24 protein-coding genes and 2 pseudogenes are annotated in these 25,126 nt (G+C 61.0%); 13 read left to right on the top strand and 13 right to left on the bottom strand.

The window, feature by feature from the left end:
- Window position 1: 1 nt before the first annotated feature.
- The 12 genes and pseudogenes from DLM46_RS08280 to DLM46_RS08225 form a co-directional block, all read right to left on the bottom strand.
- Window positions 2-616 carry a HupE/UreJ family protein gene (locus DLM46_RS08280; RefSeq protein WP_244305971.1) on the bottom strand — a complete coding sequence of 205 codons (615 nt, stop codon included), beginning with the start codon at window positions 614-616 and terminating at the stop codon, window positions 2-4.
- A gap of 353 nt (window positions 617-969) precedes the next feature.
- Window positions 970-1,653, bottom strand: a complete 684-nt coding sequence (locus DLM46_RS08275) for a c-type cytochrome (RefSeq protein WP_115100266.1) — start codon at window positions 1,651-1,653, stop codon at window positions 970-972.
- A gap of 392 nt (window positions 1,654-2,045) precedes the next feature.
- Window positions 2,046-2,549, bottom strand: a complete 504-nt coding sequence (locus DLM46_RS08270; protein WP_115100265.1) for a glycine zipper family protein — start codon at window positions 2,547-2,549, stop codon at window positions 2,046-2,048.
- 25 nt (window positions 2,550-2,574) lie between these two features.
- A complete protein-coding gene (locus DLM46_RS08265; protein WP_115100264.1) occupies window positions 2,575-2,907 on the bottom strand; it encodes a hypothetical protein in 333 nt (110 codons plus the stop codon).
- A gap of 396 nt (window positions 2,908-3,303) precedes the next feature.
- Window positions 3,304-3,768 (bottom strand): annotated as a pseudogene (locus DLM46_RS08260) (hypothetical protein); the annotation flags it as partial.
- A gap of 250 nt (window positions 3,769-4,018) precedes the next feature.
- Window positions 4,019-4,210 (bottom strand): histidine phosphatase family protein, encoded by a 192-nt coding sequence (locus DLM46_RS41210; protein WP_425273970.1) that lies wholly within the window; start codon window positions 4,208-4,210, stop codon window positions 4,019-4,021.
- 264 nt (window positions 4,211-4,474) lie between these two features.
- Window positions 4,475-5,518 (bottom strand): beta-propeller fold lactonase family protein, encoded by a 1,044-nt coding sequence (locus DLM46_RS08250; RefSeq protein ID WP_115100262.1) that lies wholly within the window; start codon window positions 5,516-5,518, stop codon window positions 4,475-4,477.
- A gap of 10 nt (window positions 5,519-5,528) precedes the next feature.
- Complete coding sequence (locus tag DLM46_RS08245) at window positions 5,529-6,815, bottom strand: MFS transporter (RefSeq protein WP_115100261.1); 1,287 nt, start codon at window positions 6,813-6,815, stop codon at window positions 5,529-5,531.
- On the bottom strand, window positions 6,772-7,200 hold the full coding sequence (locus DLM46_RS08240; protein ID WP_115100260.1) for a chromate resistance protein ChrB domain-containing protein: 429 nt from the start codon (window positions 7,198-7,200) through the stop codon (window positions 6,772-6,774). The genes DLM46_RS08245 and DLM46_RS08240 overlap by 44 nt, the downstream gene beginning before the upstream one ends.
- On the bottom strand, window positions 7,197-7,877 hold the full coding sequence (locus tag DLM46_RS08235) for a superoxide dismutase (RefSeq protein ID WP_115100327.1): 681 nt from the start codon (window positions 7,875-7,877) through the stop codon (window positions 7,197-7,199). The genes DLM46_RS08240 and DLM46_RS08235 overlap by 4 nt, the downstream gene beginning before the upstream one ends.
- A 92-nt stretch (window positions 7,878-7,969) precedes the next feature.
- Window positions 7,970-9,142, bottom strand: a complete 1,173-nt coding sequence (locus tag DLM46_RS08230; RefSeq protein WP_115100259.1) for a chromate transporter — start codon at window positions 9,140-9,142, stop codon at window positions 7,970-7,972.
- A complete protein-coding gene (locus DLM46_RS08225; RefSeq protein WP_115100258.1) occupies window positions 9,139-10,119 on the bottom strand; it encodes a chromate resistance protein ChrB domain-containing protein in 981 nt (326 codons plus the stop codon). Before DLM46_RS08225 ends, DLM46_RS08230 begins: the two co-directional genes overlap by 4 nt.
- A 538-nt stretch (window positions 10,120-10,657) precedes the next feature.
- Between DLM46_RS08225 and DLM46_RS08220 the strand changes: the two genes are divergently transcribed.
- From DLM46_RS08220 to dmeF, 3 genes are all read left to right on the top strand, one after another.
- Window positions 10,658-10,858, top strand: coding sequence for a hypothetical protein (locus DLM46_RS08220; protein WP_115100257.1), 201 nt, complete (start codon window positions 10,658-10,660; stop codon window positions 10,856-10,858).
- A gap of 166 nt (window positions 10,859-11,024) precedes the next feature.
- Complete coding sequence (locus tag DLM46_RS08215) at window positions 11,025-11,300, top strand: metal/formaldehyde-sensitive transcriptional repressor (protein WP_115100256.1); 276 nt, start codon at window positions 11,025-11,027, stop codon at window positions 11,298-11,300.
- Between the two features lie 12 nt (window positions 11,301-11,312).
- Complete coding sequence (gene dmeF / locus DLM46_RS08210) at window positions 11,313-12,611, top strand: CDF family Co(II)/Ni(II) efflux transporter DmeF (RefSeq protein ID WP_115100255.1); 1,299 nt, start codon at window positions 11,313-11,315, stop codon at window positions 12,609-12,611.
- Between the two features lie 179 nt (window positions 12,612-12,790).
- On the opposite strand, the gene DLM46_RS08205 is transcribed toward dmeF, so the two are convergent.
- Window positions 12,791-13,132, bottom strand: a complete 342-nt coding sequence (locus DLM46_RS08205) for an H-NS histone family protein (RefSeq protein WP_115100254.1) — start codon at window positions 13,130-13,132, stop codon at window positions 12,791-12,793.
- 550 nt (window positions 13,133-13,682) lie between these two features.
- Between DLM46_RS08205 and DLM46_RS08200 the strand changes: the two genes are divergently transcribed.
- From DLM46_RS08200 to rhmD, 10 genes and pseudogenes are all read left to right on the top strand, one after another.
- Window positions 13,683-14,018 (top strand): hypothetical protein, encoded by a 336-nt coding sequence (locus DLM46_RS08200; protein ID WP_341868578.1) that lies wholly within the window; start codon window positions 13,683-13,685, stop codon window positions 14,016-14,018.
- A 598-nt stretch (window positions 14,019-14,616) separates the two neighbouring features.
- A pseudogene (locus tag DLM46_RS08195) lies at window positions 14,617-15,219 on the top strand (transporter substrate-binding domain-containing protein); the annotation flags it as partial.
- Between the two features lie 179 nt (window positions 15,220-15,398).
- Complete coding sequence (locus DLM46_RS08190; protein WP_115100252.1) at window positions 15,399-15,953, top strand: hypothetical protein; 555 nt, start codon at window positions 15,399-15,401, stop codon at window positions 15,951-15,953.
- 60 nt (window positions 15,954-16,013) lie between these two features.
- Window positions 16,014-17,234: a diguanylate cyclase domain-containing protein gene (locus DLM46_RS08185; RefSeq protein WP_115100251.1), complete on the top strand. Its 1,221-nt coding sequence runs from the start codon at window positions 16,014-16,016 to the stop codon at window positions 17,232-17,234.
- A 226-nt stretch (window positions 17,235-17,460) separates the two neighbouring features.
- Complete coding sequence (locus DLM46_RS08180) at window positions 17,461-18,375, top strand: LysR substrate-binding domain-containing protein (protein ID WP_115100250.1); 915 nt, start codon at window positions 17,461-17,463, stop codon at window positions 18,373-18,375.
- 176 nt (window positions 18,376-18,551) lie between these two features.
- On the top strand, window positions 18,552-19,841 hold the full coding sequence (locus tag DLM46_RS08175; RefSeq protein ID WP_115100249.1) for a dicarboxylate/amino acid:cation symporter: 1,290 nt from the start codon (window positions 18,552-18,554) through the stop codon (window positions 19,839-19,841).
- Window positions 19,838-21,343 (top strand): cysteate racemase, encoded by a 1,506-nt coding sequence (cuyB, locus tag DLM46_RS08170; RefSeq protein WP_115100248.1) that lies wholly within the window; start codon window positions 19,838-19,840, stop codon window positions 21,341-21,343. The genes DLM46_RS08175 and cuyB overlap by 4 nt, the downstream gene beginning before the upstream one ends.
- 57 nt (window positions 21,344-21,400) lie before the next feature.
- Window positions 21,401-22,819: an aspartate ammonia-lyase gene (gene aspA, locus DLM46_RS08165; protein WP_115100247.1), complete on the top strand. Its 1,419-nt coding sequence runs from the start codon at window positions 21,401-21,403 to the stop codon at window positions 22,817-22,819.
- A 266-nt stretch (window positions 22,820-23,085) separates the two neighbouring features.
- Entirely contained in the window at window positions 23,086-23,838 is a 753-nt protein-coding gene (locus tag DLM46_RS08160; RefSeq protein ID WP_115100246.1) for an SDR family NAD(P)-dependent oxidoreductase, read from the top strand.
- Window positions 23,839-23,929: 91 nt separating this feature from the next.
- Entirely contained in the window at window positions 23,930-25,108 is a 1,179-nt protein-coding gene (gene rhmD / locus DLM46_RS08155; RefSeq protein ID WP_115100245.1) for an L-rhamnonate dehydratase, read from the top strand.
- The last annotated feature ends 18 nt before the right edge of the window (window positions 25,109-25,126 follow it).

Raw genomic sequence — 25,126 nt, 5'->3', positions numbered from 1 at the left:
GTCACGCTCCCCGAATCGCATACGTGAGGAAATAGACACCGCAGCCGGAGATGAGGGCTCCGCCTGCCCGCAGTGCATAGCCGCCCGCCTTCCAGCGATTGACTGTGCCGGCCAGGATGCCAAGTGCATGAAGTGTGCCCGTGGCCGCAACGAAGCCGATCGCGTAGGTCATTGCGTTCGCGGACCCGGGCAGTTCCGCCCCGTGCGCGTGTCCATGGCAGATGGCGAACAGGGCAACCAGCAGACCCGCAATCCAGAGCGGCGGCGTCAACGCAAGTGCCACCGCCGCACCGAGCGCCAGTGCCGATAGCGCAATGCCGACCTCGATCCCCGGAATCGGGACGCCCAGGCCGCCGAGAACAGCGCCGAACGCCATGACGATCGGGAACGTGACCGGCAGCACCCAGATCGCCGGTCTCCCCAGCTGCGCACCCCACAATCCAACTGCAACCATTGCGACGACATGATCCAGGCCGGAAATCGGGTGTCTGAAACCGGCGAGCAGGCCGCCGGATATGTCGCCTTGGCCGATGTGCGCGAATGCGATGACCGGAAAAAGACACCCATACCCGAATACAAGTCCCGCGTGGATCGCGCTTCGCATTCCGAAAGTCATGATGATCCTTTCGAGGTGTCTGCACCCGCGACACCGGACTGAGCACGCATCGGACCTGGCTATTCCCGGCTTCGTCAAGTCATCTGCTGGGGCGTCGTCCGTGGACTATCCGGTGTTCCCCAACACTATAGGTCGCCTGCGGCGAGTCGCCAACGGCGTTGGCGCGCGGATCGGAATCCGGGGAAGGTTGTGAGGCAAACTTCTGCTTGTTAACTCCTGCCGGAATTCAATGCCGGGCAGACACAACGCCGAGCGCCGGCACCGCATGCCGACGCTATCGTTCGGGGTGACAATCTGGCGGGCCTATAAAGACGGACTGAAGTAACGGGGCAGCCTGGCGCCCTTGGGCACCCCTAGTTATGGACCGCTCTTCGATCGGTGGGCGTGTCGGTCGTCATTCCGGGCTCTGGCGGAAGCGCCTCCACGTAAGCAGCGACTGCGCGAAATTCCTGCTCCGACATGTTGATGCAGATCGCCTTCATGGTTGCACCACGGGGCCTGTCTTCGGTGCGCTGGTAGACCAGCAGCTGCTTCACGACATAATCCGCATGTTGACCAGCGAGGCGAGGATTTGGACCCGCCCCCTCGCCGTGCTGTCCGTGACATGAAATGCATGCCGCGACGTTCCTGTCCGGCAGGCCGGATGCGAATATCGTCCGCCCCTGGTCGATGAGCATGCGATCGCCAGACGCACCCCGAGCCGCGGGCTGATCCGAAAAATATGTTGCGATCTCCTCGATCTGCGACTCGGTCAGGTGAGTAAAGCCCCACATGTATCGTTTGGCATTCGGGTCGGCTCGGCTATGAGTCTTGAAGTCCGTTAATTGATCGACAAGGTATTGCCGTTGTTGACCCGCCAGCTTGGGAAACATCGGCGACACCGAGACGCCGTTCGCGCCATGACAGTTCGAGCAAACCTGCAGGGCGATTGTCTTTCCGGCGACTTCCGGGTCGATCGACCGGGACCGTTCGAGGTCGTGACAGCCCGACCCCGCCAGCAACGTCGCAAGCGATATGAATCGCGTCACGTTTTTCATGTCGCGAACCTCCAACCGCCGTCACTGCTTTTTGGATCGACGCCACTGCATGACCAGGCGCAGCGCCATCCACTCACAGTTAAACGACTCGCGCTCGCTTTTTATTCCGTGAGCACGAAGGTTCGTTTCAAGAAGAGCTGCTTGCAGCAAGGCTCGGCCACTCGGCAAGTTTTCCGCGTTGGGCGATCTTGCAAGTTGTCTTGATCCAGATGGATTTTCAGAATCTAACCGCCAGATTTTCCGCGGAAGGTGCGACTACCTCTAACCACGGCGAGCCCGCTTCCGTGGCTTTGTCGACGGAAGGGCGTAGAGGCGAGCGTGAGTGCGATGTGAGGCGACGTTGCGCTATGAGTTAATAAGGATTACATGGCAACTGACGGCGAGCTTCAGCCTCAACTCGCTGGAGGCGGTGGTGGCGGCAAGCCTGGGGGCGGCGGTGCATAGGGCCGTGTGCCCGGCGCGATCATCATGCGTCCGCGGACCGGAATGCGATCACCGACGGCATACATGCATTGGAGGTAAGCATAGTCGTAGCGGCGCTGCACGCCGTAGGCCGAGTCTTGCGCGGCGCCCGCGCCAAACGCACTCCCGACAAGCAGGCCGACACCCGCGCCCACGGCCGCGCCGGAGCCTCCATTGAATGCCGCACCCGCAGCCGCGCCGAGTCCCGTTCCAATGGCGGCGCTGCCAACCGCGCTCGCGGTTGCCGCCTGGTTGGCTGATACTCCACCCACCTGATTGAACGCAAATTGCCGGCACGAGGCGTCGTCTGCGCGAAACTGGTCGAACGTCTTTCCGGTGCCGGGCAACGCCATAACGCTGGGACCGGGCGGCAGGACGGAGCATGCGCTGGCACAGGTCAGCGAGGCAAGCAGGGCAAGTCTTGAATAATTCATGGCGCTTTGAACAGCCAGTTGATCGTCAATGGGAAGATGCGGGCTGCGTAGGCACTTCACGCCACCCGCCGGGGCACTGCTTCACATACGGGTAGTAGGCCCTGGACGCATCGCAGTAATACCAGGAGCCGCTGGACTGCCTCGGGCCGGCTGACGGCTGCCCTTGTTCGACGTAGGTCACCGGAGCGGCCGGCACGGCGACGACGGGCGGGTAGTAGTAGTACGGGAGCGGAGCGACCGGATAGAAGAAGGGGGTGCCCACGCCGACAAAGACCCGCGCGTGCCCAGCATCTGCTGACCCGGATACGCAGCCGGCGGCCAGCACCGCCAGCGTGACGAAAATCTTCAAGCTTTTCACGACGAACTCCTCACTGGACGTTTTTGCCGTCAGCTTGACGCCAACCTGGCCACCGGCTAACAGCGACCGGTAGCACTGCCGAATCCTTAAGCGGCCTACGTAGTTCGTTCTTCAGTGGCCCCTTTGGGCTATCCCGGATAAAAGGCGGGAACAGGAAAGGTCGGGCTAGTGCCGTCGCACCCCGCCGAACCCGTGCATACCACCGGACACGGGCATGCCACCGGACACGCGCATACCACTGGACACGGGCATACCACCGGACACGCGCATACCACCGGACACGCGCATACCACCGGACACGCGCATACCACCGGACACGGGCATGCCACCGGACACGGGCATGCCACCGGACACGCGCATACCACCCGACACGGGTATGCCACCGGACACGGGCGTGCGACTCATGCCTCCGGACCCGCGTATGCCACCGCCGGGGAATGGTCTGCGGTGAAAGCCGGCTCCCATTGGCACCCCGAAGTGGTTGTGATCCATCTGGTGAAAATGATCGAAGTGACGGAAATGATGGAAACGATGGAAACGATCGACAAAGATAAAGCTCACGCCCCCGCCGATGAAAAGCGGCGGCCCCCAATACCAGGGGTCAGGATACGGGTAGGCCGTGACCGGGTACCACAGCACGCTGCCATCAGGGTTTTGCACGATCTGCCATGTTCCGTCACTTTGCAGGCAAGCACGTCCGATGATCTGCTGCATCGTGCCGTCAATTTCTGCCTGCCCGGCGACCGCGCGGCAATTGGAGCTGTCGGCCGGGACGGGTGAATCGTAGTAGGTTTGCGCGAGTGCCGGCGCAGAAAAGCCGAGACAGATGGCTAATGTCCCGAAACGAAGTAATTTGTCCATGATGGGGTCCTGACTGGATCCCCGACGTTTCGACGCGCGGCGTCACCGGCGTCATCCAGCACATCGGTTTGCTTGCGCAAATTCACGCCGCGGCGGTAGAGACTTGCCGCTCGGGACGTGGTTGCCCGATGAGTAAACGATGGAACACGCCGGACTATTCCAGACCGTGAAGGAGACAGTCGATCGCCGCCGAAGCAGACACCCATCAGCCGGCCGGGATCGAGGCATGGCATCACGACTGCGTCGGCCACTACGCCCATCTGCGAGTCGAACGCCGCAATTCGACAACCGGGAGCGGCGCGGCCTCTATCCTCGAAAACGCTGCGGGTGACGCATTCAGCACATGAAATACAGCAGCACGAATTATCGAAGCATGCGTGATCGCGACGACGGTGCCCGTACCACCCAAGGCATCAAGCCATGTCCAAACGCGCGCCGGCACCTCGACAAACGACTCACCGTCGTGCGATGCCGCGCCCCGTGTCACTACTCCACGCCGCCAACGCGTGTGGCTCGTCGGCGGCGATACCCTCCCTGATTAAGCGACCATGAGGCCGTAATGGCGTCAGTACGGTCAACTGGAAGTCTCGCCCGTCGAATGGATTTGAAATGCCTTCCTCTACCACGTTGCCTGTCTTCCCGGGGAGCAGGGAGCGATTTCGCCGTTTGCCGAAGTGTTCGACTGTTCGGCCGCGCCACGGCGGCCTCAGCCTTGCGGCGCCATGATGCGCAACGTCGCCCGTCCCTGAACATTCTCGAGCGGGAAGTAGGCATGATGCGTCGAGTCATCCACCACGACGATATGCGCATTGGGCCCGATGCGGCCGTCGCCGATCTTCGAGACCTGGCCCGCTTTGACTTTGAACATCGAGACAATGCCGGCTTCGCCAGCAACGTAAAGCAGATGCAGTTGTGGGTCGAAGGCCAGGACGTCCGGATTCCGACCGACGTCGAAGGACGACGTAACGTGCATCGTGTGCATATCGAGCACCAGCAGCTTGTCATTGCCTTCGCAGGCGATGAAAGCGAGTCGTTGCTGCGGATCGATCAGCAGGCCGTGATTGCCCCGCGCGCCCGGCAGATTGATCTGTGCGAGGATCCGGTCGTTGGCCGGGTCGATTTCGACCAGCTTACTTCGGGATTGCACATTCACAAACATGTGCCGGGAAACCGGATCGTACTGGGTATTGCCGACCTCGCCGCCGAGCGGCACCGTCGCAATCCGTGCGTTCGAGCGAACGTCGATCACTGTCTCGGTCGCACCCGTTTCGTCGGAGACATAGAGCTTGTGTGCGTCGGGTGCGTAGGCCATGCCGTCCGGGTAGCTGCCGCCCGGCATGCGCGCGGTGATTTTTAGCGTGGTTTCGTCGATCGCGACGATCTCATCTGAGCCGGTGGCCGACGCATACACGCGGGACAGCTCGGGAATGGCGAGTACGCCGTGGACCGAGGCCACGTCCGCAATCCTGGCGATCACGCGCGCAGCGCGCGTGTCGAACACGACGACCTCGCCGTCGCCCAGATGGGCGATGAACAGCAGGTGACGATCCGGGTCAAAGCTTGCGTAGTCGAGTCGGGTCGGCCGTCCGCCCAGCGGAACGTCGGCGACTTGTTTCAACGGAAGGCCGCCTATTTCGACACCGTCGTCCGCACCTGACGCCGGAAACACAGCGGCCCCCAGCGCAGCAGCGATAGCGCACGCGACAGGAAGCAGCCAACGAGCAACAGGCCGAGACCAAAGTGTATTCATGGTGCGAAATTCAATCAGTGAGTTTCACCCGTCGGAATGCCCCCAGTAGCGTGAGGTCATAGGCAATCTTCAGCAGGCCGCAGGCGACAAGTGGGGCGCCGACCCAGCCCATTGCCAGTAGCGCGCCGGCCAGCGTGGGGCCGAGCGCCGAAGCGAGGCTTCTGGGTACCGACGTGAAGCTTGCAGCCGCCGGGCGCTCGGGCGGCGTCACCACTGCCATCACGTAGGCGGTCCGGGTTGGCACGTCCATTTGCGACAGCGCGCTGCGCACGAGCAATAGCGCCAGCGTCGGCAGCAAGGACGGCGCGAACGCAGCAGCGATCAGGCAGAGGCTGGACGGGATATGGGTGAACACCATCGTGTTCAGCAAACCGATCTTGCGCGCCAGGGGCACAGCAGCGAGCTGCGAGCCCGCGGTCAACAGACCCGCCCAGAAGAAGAACTGCCCGGCCGCGCCGAGGGAAAGCCCAAAGCGCTGCATCAGCCACAGCGACAGCAACGAGTTCACGACCAGACCGCCGGCAAATGCGTCCACACTGAAAAGCAGCGCGAGGCGCGTGACGATCCCGCGCGACGGACCTAGCGGCGCGCTGCGCGACCGGTCGTGCGCCTGAGGTTCGGGCAACCTGCGATAGAGGAACGACAGTGCGACACCGACTAGCGCATAAACGCCGAACATCGCACGCAGGGATGCGAGCAAAGACAGGCCCGCATGCGCGGCGAGCCAGCCCGGGAGCGCTGCCGCCAAAGCGCCTACCGAGGCGGATACCGCGCCCACCAGGCTGTAACGGGCGAATATCGCCGTGCGGGCATCGCCGGCGGCTGAACCAGCGAGACGCGCCAGTTCCAGTGGCAAGAACAGACTGACGTCCCCCGAACTGGGGTTGAGCGTCCCGACGAACGCGACAATGAGCAGCGGCCACAGCGCAGACAGTCCGGCGAAGCCCATGCCGGTCGCGGCCATCAAGCCTGCCGCCAGGGTGAGCATGCGACGCAGCGGATGGCGCCCGGCGAAGATTCCGACCAGGATCGTCGCGAGTGCCGAGCCGATCAGCGTGGCGCTACTGACCAGCCCCACGTCCAGTTGACCGAAACCGAGTGCAAGCAGGTACGCGGGCAGCAGCACAGCGACGAATCCGTCACAGAAACCGCGCAATCCGCGACCGATGAGGATCCGTAACGCGCTTGCGTCGGCACCAGCCGGCAGCATCAGGCGTATTGCCGCATTGTGGCTTGCGGTCAAGGCCGCTGTCCTAGGCGTGCGCATCGCCCTGACACCACGCGTAGAGAGCGTCATAGACGACCATGCCGTAACGTAGCTGTTCGTGATCGTTGGCGAAATGGCGCGACAGCCCCACGGAAATCGCGTAAAGGCCGCTCGCCTCGGGCGCGAGGTCGAGCCGGCTGGTATCCGCACCACGTACGATCTGCGCGAGCTTCAGCAGAGCCGGGTCGGTCAGCCGATACCTGTGCAGGAACGCGTCGAAGCTGCACAGTTCGCCGTGGTGACCCAGTTCGACGTTCGGCACGTCATAGGGAATGGCACCTGTCTCCTGCACCACCCGCAGTACCTCATCGCGCGGCACGTAAAGGAACTCGGCGTCCCTGTCGATGAACCTGACGATCAGCCACGGGCAGGCGATCCGGTCAACCTTGGGACGTTCGCGCGTGATCCATTTCATGTCAGTCTCCGGACAGGCAACGCCGCCTGCAGCCTGAGCGCGACGTTGTCCCAGTTGATGAGGCTAAAAAGCTGGTTGACGTATTCGTTGCGCCGGTTCTGGTACTTCAGGTAGTACGCGTGCTCAAAAACGTCGAGGATGAGGATGGGCTGGATGCCCCAGGCGGTGAGCTTCTGATGGTTCTCGCATATCAGGATCATGAGTTTGCCCGTCGCAGGATGGTAGCCAACGACACCCCAGCCGGATGCTTCGACAGCAATCGTCGCGGCAACCAGTTGTGCCTTGAACTTCGCATAGGAGCCGAAATTCCGGTCGATTGCTTTTGCCAGCTCGCCCTTCGGTTCACCGCCTTTTCCCGAGATGCTGGTCCAGTAAATGGTATGCAGGATGTGGCTGGATAGCTGGAATGCAAGTTCTTTCTCGTAGAACTTCACCAGCGCGAAGTCGTTTGAGTACCGTGCTTTCGCGAGGCCGTCTTCGGCCTTGTTCGCGGCAACCACAGCCGGCTTGTGATGAAAGTTGTAGTGCAGTTCGACGGTGCGCGCGTCGATGACGGGCTCAAGCGCGTCGTACGCAAATGGCAGTGGTGCTGCGGCATATTTGCCGTCCGCGTCTGTGAGCTTGTCGGTGAAACCGGGTTCCTCTGCGGCACGTGCGGTGTGCGCCTGGGCCAGCAAGATTCCTGCGCCGGCAGCAGCGGTGTCCTGCAGGAAGGTACGACGTGTTGCCATGATGACGTTCCTCGTGGATTGCGCGCACGCGCGTGCCGTTAGATCGCGTGCGAATGGATGAGCGGATAAACGGCAAGACCGAACAGGGCCGCCGCAACGACGATCACCGGCTCCTGCAGCTTCTTGAAGCGCCAGAGAAGCACCAGCGTCACAAGGGCAAGCGCAACGGCCGGCCAGTCGACGATGGAGCGTCGCGCAATGACAATCACCGAGCCGGTGATCGCACCCACGGCGGCGGCGGTAATGCCGTCGACGAACGCCTTGATAGCGGGTAACTTGCCGTATTTCTTGAAGTACGGCGCCGGCAGCACCGTGAACAGATAGCACGGTAGGAAGGTCCCTAGCGCGGCGATGCAGGCGCCTGAAAATCCTGCGACGAGATAGCCGATGAAGCCGACCGTGATGACGACCGGCCCCGGCGTGATCATCGCGACGGCGACTGCGTCGACGAACTGCTTGTCGTTGAGCCAGTGATGTTCGGTCACGACGCCACCGTAGAGGAACGGCACGATCGCGAGTCCTGAGCCGAACACGAACGCGCCGGCCTTGGCGAAGAAAAGGCCGATCTGGCCGAGCAGTGGCAGATCGAGACCACTCAGGACGCCGCTCACACCCGGCACCTGCGTCACGGCAAGCGCGTTCAATCCGCCCTTGCCGAGCCATTTTGGCGGAGCACGCCAGAACCAGTTGAGCAGGCCACCCGCGATAAACAACCACGCGATTTCGGACTCGGTGACAACGGTCACGACCACGAGCGTCAGGAATATCGCCCACAGTAGTCTGTCTTTGCCGACGGTCTTCCTGGTCAGCTTGTACGCGCTCATCGCGATGATTCCGACCACCGCTGCACCCACGCCGTAGAACACTGCCTGCATCCAGGAGAGGCCGCCATACTGGGCGTAGGCCCAGCCGAGTACCACGACCATCAGGAACGAAGGCAGGACAAAAGCGATGCCGGCCGCCGTAGCACCGACGATGCGGTAATGTACGTAGCCGAGGTAAATGGCGAGCTGTGCGGCGAGAGGGCCCGGCATCATTTGAGCCAGCGCCAACCCCTCCTTGTAGTCCTGTTCGCCGATCCAACCCCGGCGCTCGACGAGGTCGCGGTGCATATAGCCGACCAGCGCCACCGGGCCGCCAAAACCGAAGGTGCCGAGCCGCAGCATGTAAAGGATCATCTGGCCTAGCTTGAAGCCCGGCGCGGTGGTCATGACCGGCCCCCTACGTTGCTGTTTCCTGTGCTCGCCGTAAAGTGTGCGTAGATTGAATCCAGCACGCGACCCATCTCATCGAGCAGTTGATCGTCGTCCAATGCGCGTTGCCGCGCGCCGGCCATCACCGCTTCGAAGCCGATCGCCTCGGGCACCGGTGCTCCGCCGACATCGAGGGCGTGCACCATTGCACCGAGCCGAAGAAGCGCGGCGTCGTCGTCGAGACCGAAGCTCACGACCAGCACCTCGAACGTCACGCGCTCGCCCACGTGTGTAAAGGCGGCGCCGTCGAAGTCGAAGCCGAGTGCATCCGGTGGGCAGGCCCCCGGCGAAGCGAGCCAGAGGAAGCGTGCCGTCGGGTCGATGAAGCGGCGGATCAGCCATGCGCTCGCGACGCGGTCGACCCATAGCCGTTGCCGGGTTGCCCAGGTGCGGGCCTGGTACTGGTCGCGCCGTAACGGCCGGATGGTCCGCTCGGCTGCATGCGGCTCACCCGGCGACAGGACCGTATCCGCGAGCGCCAGGAAGTCTTCCCAGGCGACTTCGGCGTCGGTCGAAGCGGCGCCCGGGAAGTAGTCGATTGTCCGGATCGCGTCATAGTCCTTGCGCAGGCGACGTAACAGGCGGGCAACCTCCGCTGGTGGCTGGCCTCCCAGCGTTTTCCGCGAGGCGCCCAGTGACGCGACAAAGGTCGCGTAATCGCCATTCCGATCGAACAGCGCGCGAAAGTCCGCTTCCTGCGACGGGTTCAGGCTTTGCGCACGGAGCAGATGCGCGGTGCCGCCGGCTTCATCGATACTGCCAGCGAGTTCGTGCAGCATGTCCTCGCGTTCCGCGGTATGCGGCAGCAGGTAAATGCCGTCACGCAGGACGGCGCACCCCTTCGCTTTCAATGCCCGCCACGCCCGCATGCGCGCGGTGGCGTTCTCGGTAGGAAAGGTCAGGACCAGTACGGCCCAGGTCGTTAAGGTATCCATGTAAAGTAAACTACGTAAATGTAGAGTAATTTACAAATATTCTTTTTGATTGACAGGCATCCACGGTGGTGCGCTTGACCCTCTGCCCATGGCGCTCAGCGGAACTTCAAATCGCGCGCTCGGACTGGTTGCCGCGGCGGCGAAGCTCCCGGGAGCTCCTCAGCGCCCTGGCCGCTCCGGCCTTCTGGGCAGCCGGCAATGCGTCTCCCGGACGTGGTGCCGCAACGCTATTGGGATCAGACACATCAGAAAAGGCGGCTGGCGCGGCGGAATATTCGAATAGCGCGCTCTGGAGGCAAGGCGTCGTAACGTACGAAAAAATCGGTTTCTTGACGTCCCCCCATTTGTCCGGCAGACGATGGACGTAGACCGAATTGATCGAGGTAGCAGCCTTTAGCGCTGGGGTATCCGCTTCTAGAATCAAAGCATATGTGCTGCGCATTCTTTTGCGGGGGCCGGCACACGATGGACCTTGAGTCCCCGGCGCAAAACCTGTTTCGCCGGGTTTCACAAGGTGGATTCAGAGAGGCTGACAGCCATGGTTACTTTCATCGTTGTAGTTGCGCTAGCGGCGTTTATTCCTTATGTTGCCGCGCCCGGGATTGCCAATGGAGTTAAAGCGGTGACTTCGCCTCCGGCGGCCATGCGCCTCGACACCTCGCCTCCGGCCGCTTACGACGGGACGGACGCGGCCAATCGGATTCTCGTTGAGCGTCGCGATAGCGAGGCATCTGTCTGAAGAGAGACGGTTGAGCCGATACGTCGGATACCCGCAAACACTTCCCCCGAAATTCCCCTCAGAAAACGCCTGAAAACGGATTCGTCGCGCGAATCCGTATACCCCACCCCCCTATACAAATTCTCCAAAAGGTATATAGTCCCCCGGGCTATACACGGAGAATGGAATGGCTCACACGATTCAGGATAAGCAGAAGCTCCTCAACCGCGTCCGCCGCATCAAGGGGCAGGTCGAAGCCATCGAGCGGGCGCTCGAGCAGGAACACGGCTGCTCGGATGTTCTGCAACGAATTACGAGTTGCCGGGGCGCCATGAACGGCCTGCTCGCCGTTGTGCTCGAGGACCACATCAGGAACCACCTGGTCGACGCGGATACCGGCGAGGAGTCAGGTGGCAGCGCGACCGAACAGGTCATTGAAGTTGTTCACACCTATTTCAAATGAGCCGGCCGGAAAATGAATCAGATCGATTTTAAGGACGCCGCGTTTGGCGCAGGGCATGACCACATCTTTCTGGGGGCCGGTCACGAGAAGAACGAGCGCAAGACGTGGGCGGTGATCGCGCTGTGCAGCGCGATGATGCTGATTGAAATCGTCGGCGGCAGTGTGTTCGGGTCGCTCGCGCTCGTGGCCGACGGTCTCCACATGTCGACGCATGCGGGCGCAATGTTGATTGCCGCGCTCGCCTATACGTATGCGCGCAGGCATGCCACCGATTCCCGTTTTGTGTTCGGTACCGGCAAGCTGGGCGATCTCGCGGGATTTACGAGTGCCATCGTGCTGGCCATGATTGCCGTGCTCATCGGCTACGAGGCGGTTGCGCGTTTTCTGTCACCCGTACCGATTCATTTCAGTGAAGCGATTCCTATCGCCGTAGTGGGCCTGCTGGTCAACCTCGCGAGCGTGTGGCTGCTGAGCGGAGGCCACCACGGTCACGATCATAGCCATAGTCATGGGCACGGCCACAGCCACGGTCACGACGAGCACGGTCGCGAGGACGAGGGGCAGAAGGTTTTTGCTTCGTCCGGCGTGTTTGCCGTGTCCATTTTCGAGGACGGCGTGCCGCCCGTTTTTCGCATCACGCCGGCGACGGAGAATTCGGCGCTGGACCCGTCGGTCGCGTCTGTCACCACCATCCGGCTGGACGGTGCGCGGCAGGTATTTGCGCTGGCGGACCGTGGTGGCTATCTGGAGTCGAAGGAAGACATTCCTGAGCCGCACGCTTTCAAAGCCATTGTGCGGATGGCGGACGGCGAGCACGAGATCGAGTTCGAGGAACATGAGCACGGTCACGGCGCGCATGAGATGCACGAGGCGGCTACGCGGGACCACAACATTCGCTCTGCTTACCTGCACGTGATCGCCGATGCGGCGGTCTCCGTGCTGGCCATCGTGGGCCTCGTGCTCGCGCGGACGTTCGACTGGCTATGGATGGACCCGCTGGCCGGCGTCATCGGAGCACTCGTGATTGCGAACTGGTCCTATAGCCTGATGCGCGACACCGGCGCGATTCTGCTCGACATGAATCCCGACAGGCGCATGGAGGACAACGTTCGTCATGCCATCGAGGACCGTGGCGACAAGGTTGTCGATCTGCATGTGTGGCGAGTGGGGCCCGGTCACATGAGCGCCGTCGTGTCGGTTGCGAGCAGTGAGTCTCAGCGGGATTCGCGCTTCTATCACGCGGTGCTCGAACGCTTCAAGGGGCTCTCGCATGTCACCGTCGAAGTGCAATCGCCGCGCGCGCCGGCCTGAATCGCGACAACTGACGCACCTCCATGAAAAAGTGATTCATGGAAGGAGGAAGGGCGCATAGCCGGACGCGTGGATGACCGCGTACTGAAAGATTCGCCTGTGCGCCGGCGCAGAATCGAATTTTCGCCGCGGCCTGGCAACCGAGGCCGACTTGTCTTTTACTTTACGTCTGCGGTCGATCAGGATCGCGGACTCTGCCGCGCGAGCGGGCTTCCCGCAAACGGGTCGTTTTGCCAATCGACGCGCTTTTTTGCAGGCGGCGTGGCCGCCGGTGTCGTCGACAATTCGAAGTGGTCGATTGTTTGGCCTGCACTAATTGCCTGTTTAAGCCATTGGGGCATTTCGCCCTGGCCGTCCCAGGTATCTCCCGTGGCGCTCCGGTAGCGCCCCGCATTTTGTCCGGCGCTTTGCCCCGCTTGCTCGGACGCCAGCGCCGAAGCCAGGTCTTCCGGCTTGATACCAAACTCTTCCATGCGGCGGCGGAGATACGCAATCATGCTATCTCGCTTCCTTTCGTCCATAAGATATTCGTCCTTCTAAATCGTCGGGCTTTCTGTCAGGTGCAGATTGCAAGGGGCCTCGAAGACAGCGAGCCCACGTAATGGGGGCGGCCTGCGGGGACAGGTTTTACAAACGGTTGGATGAGCGTCACGGCCGCAATGAAAAAGACGGTGCTGACAATGCACGGGTTGCGAACGCCCGGTCTCATATTCAGGCACCGCCACCTCGGCGGTGCCTGGCGCGGGCCAATTTTCTGCGTTATGGCGATATCATAGCGCACTGTACGGTCGCCGCACGCCTTGTTGCGTCGGCTTTCGCAGAAGCCCGCAAGCCGCCGGTTGAAATCCTGAGCCCCCGACCTATAAAACAAGAACGCAGGGCAAACAATCTGCATCTCCAGCCGTGTGAATACTGATTCCGGCACATCGCGAAATCGCGGTCGACATCAGTCGAAGGACTGGCAACTATATATTTATTTAGTTCTGTGACTCGCCGCAGCAGCCCGTATTAGGGCATTCGTTCGTCCGTCAGCTCGATTTGGCTACAAGGCGTTTTTTCGCGGATAGGACATTGGAATATGAAAATTCTTCCGATGGTGCCTACGCTGCTGCGCCGCATTCGAGGAGTCTGGACATGAAATTACGTTTAGTGGTGCCTTTGGCGGGCGCGGTTCTGGTTCTGTTTTTTGCGCCGATGACAGCCGCCGCGCTGGACAGCCAGCAGGGCCGTGCACTCATGCAGCATGACGCGAACGAAACAGCGCAATCCACCACCGACATATCGCTCGGTGAAACTGGACAGGACGCCGCCTACGGCGGCGTGGCGGACAGCCGCTCGCAGGCAGGGAGCCGGCAAGGCCGGTCGTGCGAGGCCAATCCTCAATGCAGGATCTATTTTGGTCAATGACACTTAAGGCAATCGAATACCCACGCCCGCGAGTCCAATTTTATCGGCTCGTCGGCGAGCGATTTAATACGATGTTGTGGTGTATCCGGCTTAGGTTTTCACTGGGTGAGTTTTAAACCCATAGTCACAGGCAGGCAGTTTATCGCCTGCTTTTTTATTGTGGCTATTGTTGTGGCTATTGCTGCGGATTTGATGGGGCCGGTGCAACTATTGCAATCCCACCCGTTGTTCGGTTACTCGCAACCAATACCATGTCGATGGAAGATAATCCGCCGGCAAACCATGCCCCGCGGCAGAGTGGGGATGGTGAGGGCGGCACATCCCCACGGCACGAGCCGCCTGGTTCCTCCTGGCCATCCGCCGCCCTTCTCCTGTTTCAAACGTCGGCGTGGCCGGCCGCGCGATATCTGCGCTTTCCGCGTTGATCCGTTTCGTCAACATCGTCTTCCGGTCCGCGCCCCGTTCCAGGCCGCTTTACCCCGAGAGCCCGCCAGTGCGCGCGGACGGGCGGCGCGAGCTATAGCTTTTCAAAACAGATAGGGGATTGTCATGAAATACGCGTCGCTATTGACTCTCGCAACGGTTGCGATTTTCTCGCAGGCATGGGACGGTCGACCTCGAGTGCGGCGTCACGACCAACCTGACCTCGCGGCAAAATCAGGTCGCGTTTTCCGATACGTTCTTTGTTGCCACAACCCGTCTGCTCACGCGCAAAGACTCCGGCATCAAGGACTTTCCCGACCTCGCCGGCAAAACCGTGGTGACCAATCAGGGCACGACGTCAGAGCGTCTCCTCAGGAAAATGAACGAGGAGAAGAAGATGAACATGCAGATCATCAGCGCGAAAGACTACGGCGAAGGAAGAGCCACGCTCGAAACAGGACGCGCCGTCGCCTACATGATGGATGACGTTCTGCTTGCCGGCGCGCGTTCGCTGACCTCACAGCCCGCCGACTGGGTGATCGTGGGGGCGCCTCAGTCGTCGGAGGCGTACGGTTTCATGCTTCGCAGGAATGACCCCGAATTCAAGACGCTGGTTGACGACTCGATGAGCCAGGTGGTGAAGAGCGGTGAAATCAAAACCCTGTACGACAAGTGGTTCATGAAGCCGGTGCCGCCGAAAAATATCAACTTCGATTTCCCGATGAGCGACGCGATGCAGAAGCTCTATGCAACGCCGAACGACAAGGCTTTCGACTGAGTTTTGGCTGCTTACACCTGCCTCTTACACCTCTTGCACCTCTTACTCCTTGGGCATTGCCGCTACAGATACGGAGCGCGCGCTGTCCGCCCGCGAGGGCGCGCACGCCGTTCTTTTCGTGGCGCCGCGCGGCCGGCAAGCTAGAATTGTGCGTCGAACTTACGCAAAGAAATACGCAGATGAAAGACGCATTCGAACGCCGCGCCCTGTTGTTGCACCTCGGAGAGGTATTGGAGGCCGTGAACTGGCTCCTGAAATGTGACGGCGAGAAGACCGTGCACGAACTGGCGGCAGCCAACGCTTCGTTTGCCCGCCTGGCGCTACTCACCCAGGTCTCGCGACGGATGACATCGAAGGAGTTCGTACAACGCGCGACGAGCGCCTTCTTTGCATGGCCGGGGGAATTACTCGAGCCCGAGTTGAATCGCGAGCGTCTCGCGTCCACGGTCCAGCGGAACCTGTTTGCCGGCAACACGCAAGGATGGCGGGCTTATGTCGCCGCATTGAGCGGTGAAGTTCCGTGGTTCGGCGTGGGCCTGCCGTCTTTGAAGGCCGGCGCGGATGTACAGGTAGAGGTGGACTCACCTGAAGCCGCCGCTGGACGCGAGCAGTTGAACGAGGAGGAGGCCGCCGGCGACGTCGAACGCAATGGTGGGCGAACCGAAGATCCGCGGGAGAGTGTTGAAAGCAGCGAGCGTATTTATCCCTCCTGGCCATGGAAGTCTGGTGTGTAGGGACTTTGTGAGCGGTTATCATTGACAGCATTTTCGACTGGCAGCCCTCACGGAGAACCCTTGCTTTCGCGCCTATCCCGCTCAGCGAATGCCGACCGTAATCGCTTTGTCACACTTTACGCTGCGATAGTCGTCGGCTTGCTCGTCGCTGCGGGGATGTTTCTCTACGAAGCCCGCATCATCGTGGACGACGGCTTGCGCGACGAAGAAGCGTTCGCCGTGCTCGGTGCGGCAAACAGGGTATTGCACAACCTCGAAAACGCCGAGACCGGACAGCGGGGGTATCTGCTGACGGGCGATGAAAGCTATTTGTTGCCTTATCGTCAGGGCGTGCATGATCTGGACGATACCGTGCTGCACCTGCAGCGGGTCGTCGCCAACGACGAGAAATCAGTCGAATTGGTCCAGCGAATCGAACACTCGAAGACGGACAAAGTGACGGAACTGGCGCGCAGCATCGAACTCGCGCACTCGGGTAACCGTGCCGCGGCCATCACGCTGGTGCAGACCAACGAAGGCAGGCAGTACATGGACAGCCTTCGCGGCGACCTCGGCCAGTTGTTGAATGCGTGGCGGGAAAAGCGCCGGGTCGCCACGCGCGATGCGCACGTGCGGCTGGTGTATGGCACGGCCGCGCTGGCGGCCGTCGCCGTTTTCGTGTGCTGTCTGCTGGTCTACACACTCTTCATTCAGCGGCGCGCGTTTGCGAGAGTTCATGCGTATTCCGCAGCGCTCGATCTGGAGGCCGCGCAGGATTCGTTGACCGGCTTGCCGAACCGTCGCCGCTTGCTGGCGGCGATCGACGCGCTGGCGCCTTCCTCACCGGACGACTTCCAGCGCACCGGCCTGCTGTACCTCGATATCGATGGCTTCAAGAGCGTCAACGACGCGCTCGGTCACAGCGCCGGCGACGCGTTGTTGCGCCGGCTCGCTGAAGCGCTACGCGCGGCGACGCCGGAGCAGGACATGCTGGCGCGTGTCGGCGGCGATGAATTCGTGCTGCTCGCGGCCGATTGCGACGACGACGAACAATTGCGTGAGCTGGCGGGCCGCCTGATTGCGCGCGTTCGCGAGGTCGGCGACAAGGAATATGGCGGACGTTTCCAGATCGGCGTCAGCATCGGCATTGCCACCTGTCCCGACCGGGCCGACTCCGTCGCGCAATTGCTCGACGTCGCCGATACGGCCATGTACGCCGCCAAGCAGGCGGGCCGCTCGACATACCGCTTCGGTACGTCTGCTGGCCGCGGCGTGTCCAACGTCGTGAAGCTGACGAGGTAAGCGCGGGTCAGCGCTGACCTGTGTGTCAAACGGAAATCGCAGCGACAACCAGGCGCGAGGGCGCTGCGGCACCTCCCGCCATATCTGTACCTGAAGGCGTGAATCGCTGGAGCGCGCCGGCCTTTCCCGGCGCGATGACATCCGCGTCCTCCGACGTTACCGGCAAAGTGGCCCGGCGTAGAATCTCCCGCTCTCGCCGGCGCTACGGCGTGTCCCAGGACCCGATATGGAAATCAAGTGGATTGAAGACTTCATTGCGCTTGCCCGATATCAAAGCTTTTCACGGGCAGCGGAATTTCGGAATGTGACGCAGTCTGGTTTTAGCCGGCGAATCCAGTCGCTTGAGCAATGGGTGGGCGCCGACCTCATCGACCGAAGCGGCTTTCCCCCGACGTTAACGCCGGCAGGGCGACTGTTCCAGGAAGCAGCCGAAGACATTCTCGAAAAGCTTTTCGACACGCGGGCCATCATCCGCACCGAGCAACGAATGGCCGGCAAAGGCTTGCAGATTGCGGCCGGCCACACAATCGCGCTGAGCTTTCTGCCTGCATGGTTGAAGACGCTCAGCGCGCATTTTGGCGAGGTGCGCGCCCGGGTCATTCCGACGAACGTACACGATTCGATTCTGATGCTCGTCAACGGTAACTGCGAACTGATGTTCGCGTATCACCATCCCGAGTTGCCGCTGCATCTGGACCCGGCGCGATACCAGCATCTGACCGTAGGCGTCGACACGTTTATGCCGGTGTGCCGCCCCAATGAACGCTCAGCCCCGGCGTTCCGGTTGCCGGGGACGGCGAACCATCCGCTTCCGCTCATTTCCTATACGGAAACCAGTTATTTCGGCCGCTGCCTTGCGCTTTTGCTTGGACAAGCAACGGCTGCCCCGGCGCTGCAGCTTCATTACGAATCGGACATGGCGGAAGTGCTGAAGAAACTCGTGATGGAAGGCGAAGGGGTCGCATGGCTACCCAGAAGTTCCATCATTGCCGAACTCGAGTCAGGCGAACTGGTGCCTGCCGGGCGCTCCGAATGGCATCTGGAGGTCGAGTTGCGCGTGTACCGCGATGCCTCGAATCGCAGCGAGTTTCTGGAGACGCTCTGGGGACATATTCGCGCCGCTTCGCAGCCCTCCCGGTAGGGTTTTCACGGGTTATGCGAAATTCGCATAGCCGCATGCAGTACTGGCATCAACGTATTTTTGACCTTCCTTAATATCCGTCCAAACACAAAAACCTGCTGATTCAGCGACGTTTTTGCCACTCATGCGCACGGCGGTGCAGTCGACCGCAGTCTGCTATTCCTGGACGGATCCCAATGAAGAATCGCCTCACGCTCTATATTTTTGCCGGCATGCTGCTCGGCGTGCTCGTCGGCTACATCTGTCATCGGTCAGTTGCGGATGCGGCACAAGCGCAAGCCATCGCCGGCTACTTCTCGATCATCACCGATATCTTTCTTCGTCTCGTGAAGATGATTATCGCGCCGCTGGTCTTTGCGACGCTGGTCTCCGGACTTGCAGGCATGGCGGGGACCAGCGATGTCCGCCGAATCGGGTTCAGGTCGGTGGGATGGTTCCTGTGCGCGTCTCTGTGCTCCCTCGCCCTCGGTCTTGTGCTGGCTAACGTATTTCAACCGGGCGCAGGGCTACATATGGTGCAGACTAGCGCTGACGTGACGACCGGTTTGAATACCGCCGGCCTGAACTTTAAAGACTTCGTGACCCATGCGTTTCCGACCAGCATCATCGACGCGATGGCCCGCAACGACATCCTGCAAATCCTCGTTTTCTCCGTGCTGTTCGGTGTCGTACTGAGTGTCATCAAGACCGACCCACGCGTGGCGCCGCTGATCGCCGGCGTCGATGCGCTCGTCCCAGCCATGTTGAAGCTGACAGACTATGTGATGCGTCTCGCGCCGATCGGTGTGTTCGGTGCGCTGGCCTCAGCGATTACCGTACATGGGCTGGATGTGTTGACCACGTACGGCAAGCTCATCGGCAGCTTCTATGTGGGTCTCGTGCTCCTTTGGACGCTTCTCATCCTTGTCGGCTATTTCTTTCTCGGGAAGTCGATCTGGACGCTGCTGAAGGCAATTCGCGAACCCGCGATGCTCGCGTTTTCGACGGCAAGCAGTGAGGCGGCTTACCCCCGCCTGACCGAAAAGCTTGAAGAGTTCGGGGTCGACAAAAAGGTGGTTGGGTTCACCTTGCCGCTCGGCTACGCGTTCAATCTGGACGGCTCGATGATGTACCAGGCGTTCGCTGCGATTTTCATCGCACAGGCTTTCGGCATTGACATGCCACTGGGCGCCCAAATCATGATGTTGCTCGTACTCATGGTCAGCAGCAAGGGGATGGCAGGTGTCGCCCGAGGCTCGGTCGTCGTGGTTGCCGCTGTCGCACCGATGTTCCATCTGCCCCCGTCCGGAGTCGTGCTCATCCTCGCCATCGACCAGGTCCTCGACATGGGGCGAACCGCCACCAACGTGATTGGCAACAGCATCGCAACGGCCGCCATCGCAAAGTGGGAGGCCAAGCGCACAGCCAGGCATGCGCAACGCACCAGCGACAATGCTTTTGTTCAACTGCAAGGCGAGACGAAATGACAGCCGCGCGGGAATCGAACGTGCGCAAGTTCGGCGTCGTGGGCGGGCTGGGGCCTCTGGCAAGCGCGGACGTATTCTTCAAGCTCGTCAAATCGACTCCCGCAACCAGCGACGCGGAGCACTTCGACGTGGTGTTCGAGCAGCACCCTTTCGGCAGCTCGGGTACTGCGACTGAGGCTACGACGCAACGCAAGCTGTATATCTTCGACCTCATTAGCCGCTTCGAGAAGCAAGGCGTGACGACGGTCGTGCTTCCTTGCTTCCTTAGTCACACGTTCATCGATGAGCTGAAGGCAAATTCGCCGCTGCAGATCGTCAACATGGTTGAGGCTGTGCGCAGCCACGTTCGGCGAAAATTTCCGACCGTGCGTCGGGTGGGCGTGCTGGCGTCCGATTACACGCGCAGGAAAGGTTTGTTTGAGAAGTATTTCGCACCGCCCGAGTTTGAGGTGGTCTATCCCCGCCAGCGGGAGAACCTGGACCTCGTCACAGAAGCGGTATATGGGTCTGAGGGCGTCAAGAGCGGGAACCTGAGTGGCCGACCGGTGAAGCTTTTGCGCGAGGCGTGTGAGGACCTCATCTCCCAGGGCGTCAACATCATTGTCCCGGGTCTGACCGAAATCGCTCTGGTAGCCGAGGAGATGGGTCCGCTGCGGGTGCCGCTGCTCGATTCGAATCTCGCGTATGCGCAATACGTCGTATCGGGTCAGTATTCTTCGCCCGAAACGCTGTTCAAGGTCGGTGTAGTCGGCGGAGTTGGACCAGCGGCAACCGTCGATTTCATCCATAAGATAGTGCGCAACACGCCCGCTAAACGGGACCAGGACCACATCAAACTGTTGGTCGAGCAGAACCCGCAGATTCCGGACCGCACGGAAAGCCTGATTGGCGACGGACCTGACCCGACCATCTCCCTTTACGCGACATGCAAGAAGCTCGAATCGGGCGACGCGGACATCATTGCTATCCCATGTAACACCGCTCACGCGTTCGTCGAGCGTATCCAGCCGTATCTCGGCATACCTATCGTGAACATGCTGACGGTTACTGTGCGCTACCTTCGCGAGACCTTTCCTTCGCTGCGTTCAGTCGGCGTGCTGGCGACCTCGGGTACGGTCGAAAGCGGTGTCTACGAAAAGGCGCTCACCGCACAAGGGTTGCAACAGGTCGTTCCGGGCCCGGCTTTGCAGGCACGAGTTATGAACGCAATTTACGGCAAGGAAGGCGTGAAAGCAGGGTTCACGACCGGGCAGTGCCAGTCCGATATCGCTGCAGCGATCGATGGACTCATTTCCGCAGGCGTAGAAGTCGTCATCCTTGGCTGCACCGAACTGCCGTTACTACTTCCGCAGGCGGATTTCGTCGGTTCGAGTGGCAGGTCCGTCCGCCTGGTGGACCCCACAGACGTACTTGCCCGGCAGTGCGTGGCGTACGCCACTGCGGCAGCGGAATCGCAGCGCCCCCAGGCGCCCGACCAGATCATTCTTCCCCCGACCCCGTGACGTACATGGGCGTCGGATGTCGAACATCGCCCGTATTTTTTACCTATCAAGGAAGCTATGCTCACGGCCATCGAACGCATCGAACACGACCTCCTCGGCGATCTCGCCGTACCGGCGTCAGCCTACTATGGCGTCCACACGCTGCGCGCACTCGAGAATTTTCCCATCACGGGAATTCCTATTTCGGTTTATCCGAATCTCATCAACGCGCTTGTGAGTGTTAAAGAGGCGGCTGCACAAGCGAATTACGACCTTGGGCTTCTCAGCGAGCTCAAGATGTCGGCTATCGTGCAAGCCTGCAGGCAGGTCCGCTCGGGTGTCGCACACGAGCACTTCGTCGTCGACGTCATTCAGGGCGGCGCCGGCACCTCAACCAACATGAACGCCAACGAGGTGATTGCCAATCTTGCTCTTGAGCACCTCGGGCACGAACGAGGCGAGTACCACATCCTTCATCCCAATGAGGACGTCAACCTTGGGCAAAGCACGAACGATGTCTACCCAACTGCATTGAAAATCGCGACGTACGCGGGAATCCAGCAGCTGATCGACGCAATGGCCGTGCTTCGTGCCTCGTTCGAACGCAAGGCCGAAGAGTTCAAGGGCGACCTGAAGATGGGACGAACCCAGCTGCAGGATGCAGTTCCGATGACGTTGGGGCAGGAGTTCAGCACGTTTGCGGTCATGCTCGGTGAAGACGAGGAGCGTCTCAGGGAAGCCTCAAAGTTGATCTGCGAGATTAACCTGGGCGCAACAGCCATTGGAACGGGCATCAACACTCATCCCGAGTATGCGCAACTCGTATGCCGTCACCTGAGCGACGTCACCGGCATTCCGCTCACGACGTCTCCCAACCTGGTAGAGGCGACCCAGGATGTCGGGTCATTTGTGCAGTTGTCCGGTGTGTTGAAGCGAGTCGCGGTGAAGCTTTCCAAGACGTGCAATGACCTCCGCCTTCTCTCGAGCGGCCCCCGCGCAGGTCTCGGGGAAATCAATCTGCCGCCGGTACAGGCCGGCTCCAGCATCATGCCGGGCAAGGTCAACCCGGTCATACCGGAGGTCGTCAATCAGATCGCGTTTGAGGTCATCGGTAATGACGTGACCGTCAGCTTTGCTGCGGAGGCCGGGCAGCTTCAACTCAACGCGTTCGAGCCAATCATCGCGCACAGTCTCTTCAAGAGCGTGGCCCATCTGCGGGCAGGATGCTTGACGCTGGCGTCCAGATGTGTCGACGGAATCACAGCCAATCGGGACCGGCTGCGGTCAATCGTCGAAAATTCGATTGGTATCGTGACAGCGCTTAACCCATACATTGGGTATGCGAATGCGACGGAGGTTGCACAGGAAGCCCTTGCATCCGGTCGAAGCGTGGCGGAGATAGTGATTGGCAAAGGGCTATTGAGTCAGTCTCAGCTCGATGAGATTTTGCAGCCCGCCATGCTGACCCAACCGAGGAAAGCGGCGTCGGGGGTTTAAGGAATCGTCGACTGGGGTGCGTTCCGCGCGCCTCAGTCATCGAGCTTAAGTTCGGCTGGGCGCAACGGGTTTCATTTACGACGAACCGGGGGGAACCGGTTGCCGCACCTCACTCCTCTCTCCGATCCACTTTTGTTATCGCCCCCTCCAATACTCGGATTGTTAGCGCATCGTACGGCTCGTATATTTGCTGAACAGAAGACAGAGCCAGCAGAAATACAACAACTGAAAAGCACGCCGCTCAAGCGTGCCACAGGAGCACAGCGATGAATCGAATCGATCTGGAGGGGCGCGTCGTCGTCATTACCGGCGGTGCGCGCGGTATCGGCTACGCGGTGGCGCAACGGGCATTGAACTCGGGCGCCTCGGTCGCGCTGTGGGACATCGACGCCGAGCGCCTCGCGCGCAGCGCACGCGAATTGAGCGAACTGGGCAAGGTGTCCGCCATCACGGTCGAACTTACTCAGGAAGCGGCGGTCACCCAGGCGGTGGCGCAAACCGTCGCGGCTCATGGAGCGATCGACGTGCTGATCAACTGCGCGGGCATCACCGGCGGTAACGGCACGACATGGGAGCTGGAACCCGACATCTGGCGCCGCGTGATCGACGTGAATCTGATCGGCCCGTATCTCACCTGCCGCGCGGTCGTGCCGCACATGCTCAAGCAAGGCTATGGCCGGATCGTCAATATCGCGTCGGTGGCCGGCAAGGAGGGCAACCCGAACGCGTCGCACTACAGCGCGTCGAAAGCCGGGCTGATCGGCTTGACCAAATCCCTCGGCAAAGAACTCGCGACGAAGAACATCCTCGTCAATGCCGTCACGCCCGCTGCGGCCAAAACCGAGATCTTCGATTCGATGTCGCAGCAGCATATCGACTACATGCTCTCGAAGATCCCGATGAACCGTTTCCTGCTGCCCGAAGAAGCGGCGTCGCTGATTCTCTGGTTGTCGTCCGAAGATTGCGCGTTCAGCACCGGCGCGGTGTTCGATTTGTCCGGCGGACGCGCGACGTACTGAAGTCACGACAGGCACGAATCATTTACTGCACCGCGCCCGCCAGGCGCGTTTTCGGCTGCGCTCCCGGCGCATCCATAACGGAGTCCTCGTCATGGCCATGCCTATCATCCGGCACGTGCGTGCCTTCATCGTCCGCGGAGGCGGTGCGGATTATCACGATCAACCCGGCGGACACTGGATCGACGATCACATTTCAACGCCGATGGCGCGTTACCCGGAGTATCGGCAAAGCCGCCAGTCATTCGGGATAAATGTGCTCGGCACGCTGGTGGTGGAGATCGAAGCGAGCGACGGCACCGTCGGTTTCGCGGTGACCACGGGCGGCGAGATCGGCGCGTTCATCGTCGAGAAACATCTGGCGCGCTTTCTCGAAGGCCAGCTCGTCACCGACATCGAGAAGATGTGGGATCAGATGTACTTCTCGACGCTGTATTACGGCCGCAAGGGCGTGGTGCTGAATACGATTTCCGGCGTCGATCTCGCGTTGTGGGATCTGCTCGCCAAGGTCCGCAAGGAGCCGGTGTACCAGCTATTGGGCGGCCCGGTGCGCGACGAACTCGTGTTCTACGCGACCGGCGCGCGCCCGGACCTCGCGAAGGACATGGGTTTCATCGGCGGCAAGTTGCCGCTGCAGCACGGCCCCGCGGAAGGCGATGCGGGCCTCGAGCAGAATCTGGCCAGGCTGGCCGACATGCGCAGCCGCGTCGGCGACGACTTCTGGCTGATGTTCGATTGCTGGATGAGTCTCGACGTGCCGTATGCAACGCGGCTAGCCCAGGCGGCGCACGAATACGGCCTGAAGTGGATCGAAGAATGCCTGCCGCCGGACGACTACTGGGGTTACGCCGAACTGCGCCGCAACGTGCCGCGCGGCATGATGGTGTCGACCGGCGAACACGAAGCGACGCGTTGGGGCTTTCGCATGCTGCTGGACATGCAGTGCTGCGATCTGATTCAACCGGATGTGGGCTGGTGCGGCGGCATGACGGAGCTGATCAAGATTTCCGCGCTTGCCGACGCGCACAATGTGATGGTGGTGCCGCACGGTTCGTCGGTGTATAGCTATCACTTCGTCGTTACGCGGCACAACTCGCCATTCGCCGAGTTTCTGATGATGGCGCCGAAAGCGGACGAGGTCGTGCCGATGTTCACGCCGCTTCTGCTCGATGAACCCGTGCCGGTCAACGGAAGAATGAAAGTGCCGGACACACCGGGTTTCGGCGTGCGCCTGAATCCGGAATGCGCGCTGGTGCGGCCTTACCCGCGTTGAATACCGATTGATCGTTCG

Origin of the sequence: Paraburkholderia lacunae (genome assembly GCF_003353175.1) — a bacterium.
GTDB classification, from domain to species: domain Bacteria; phylum Pseudomonadota; class Gammaproteobacteria; order Burkholderiales; family Burkholderiaceae; genus Paraburkholderia; species Paraburkholderia lacunae.
This window is presented reverse-complemented; position numbering and strand designations above follow the sequence as displayed.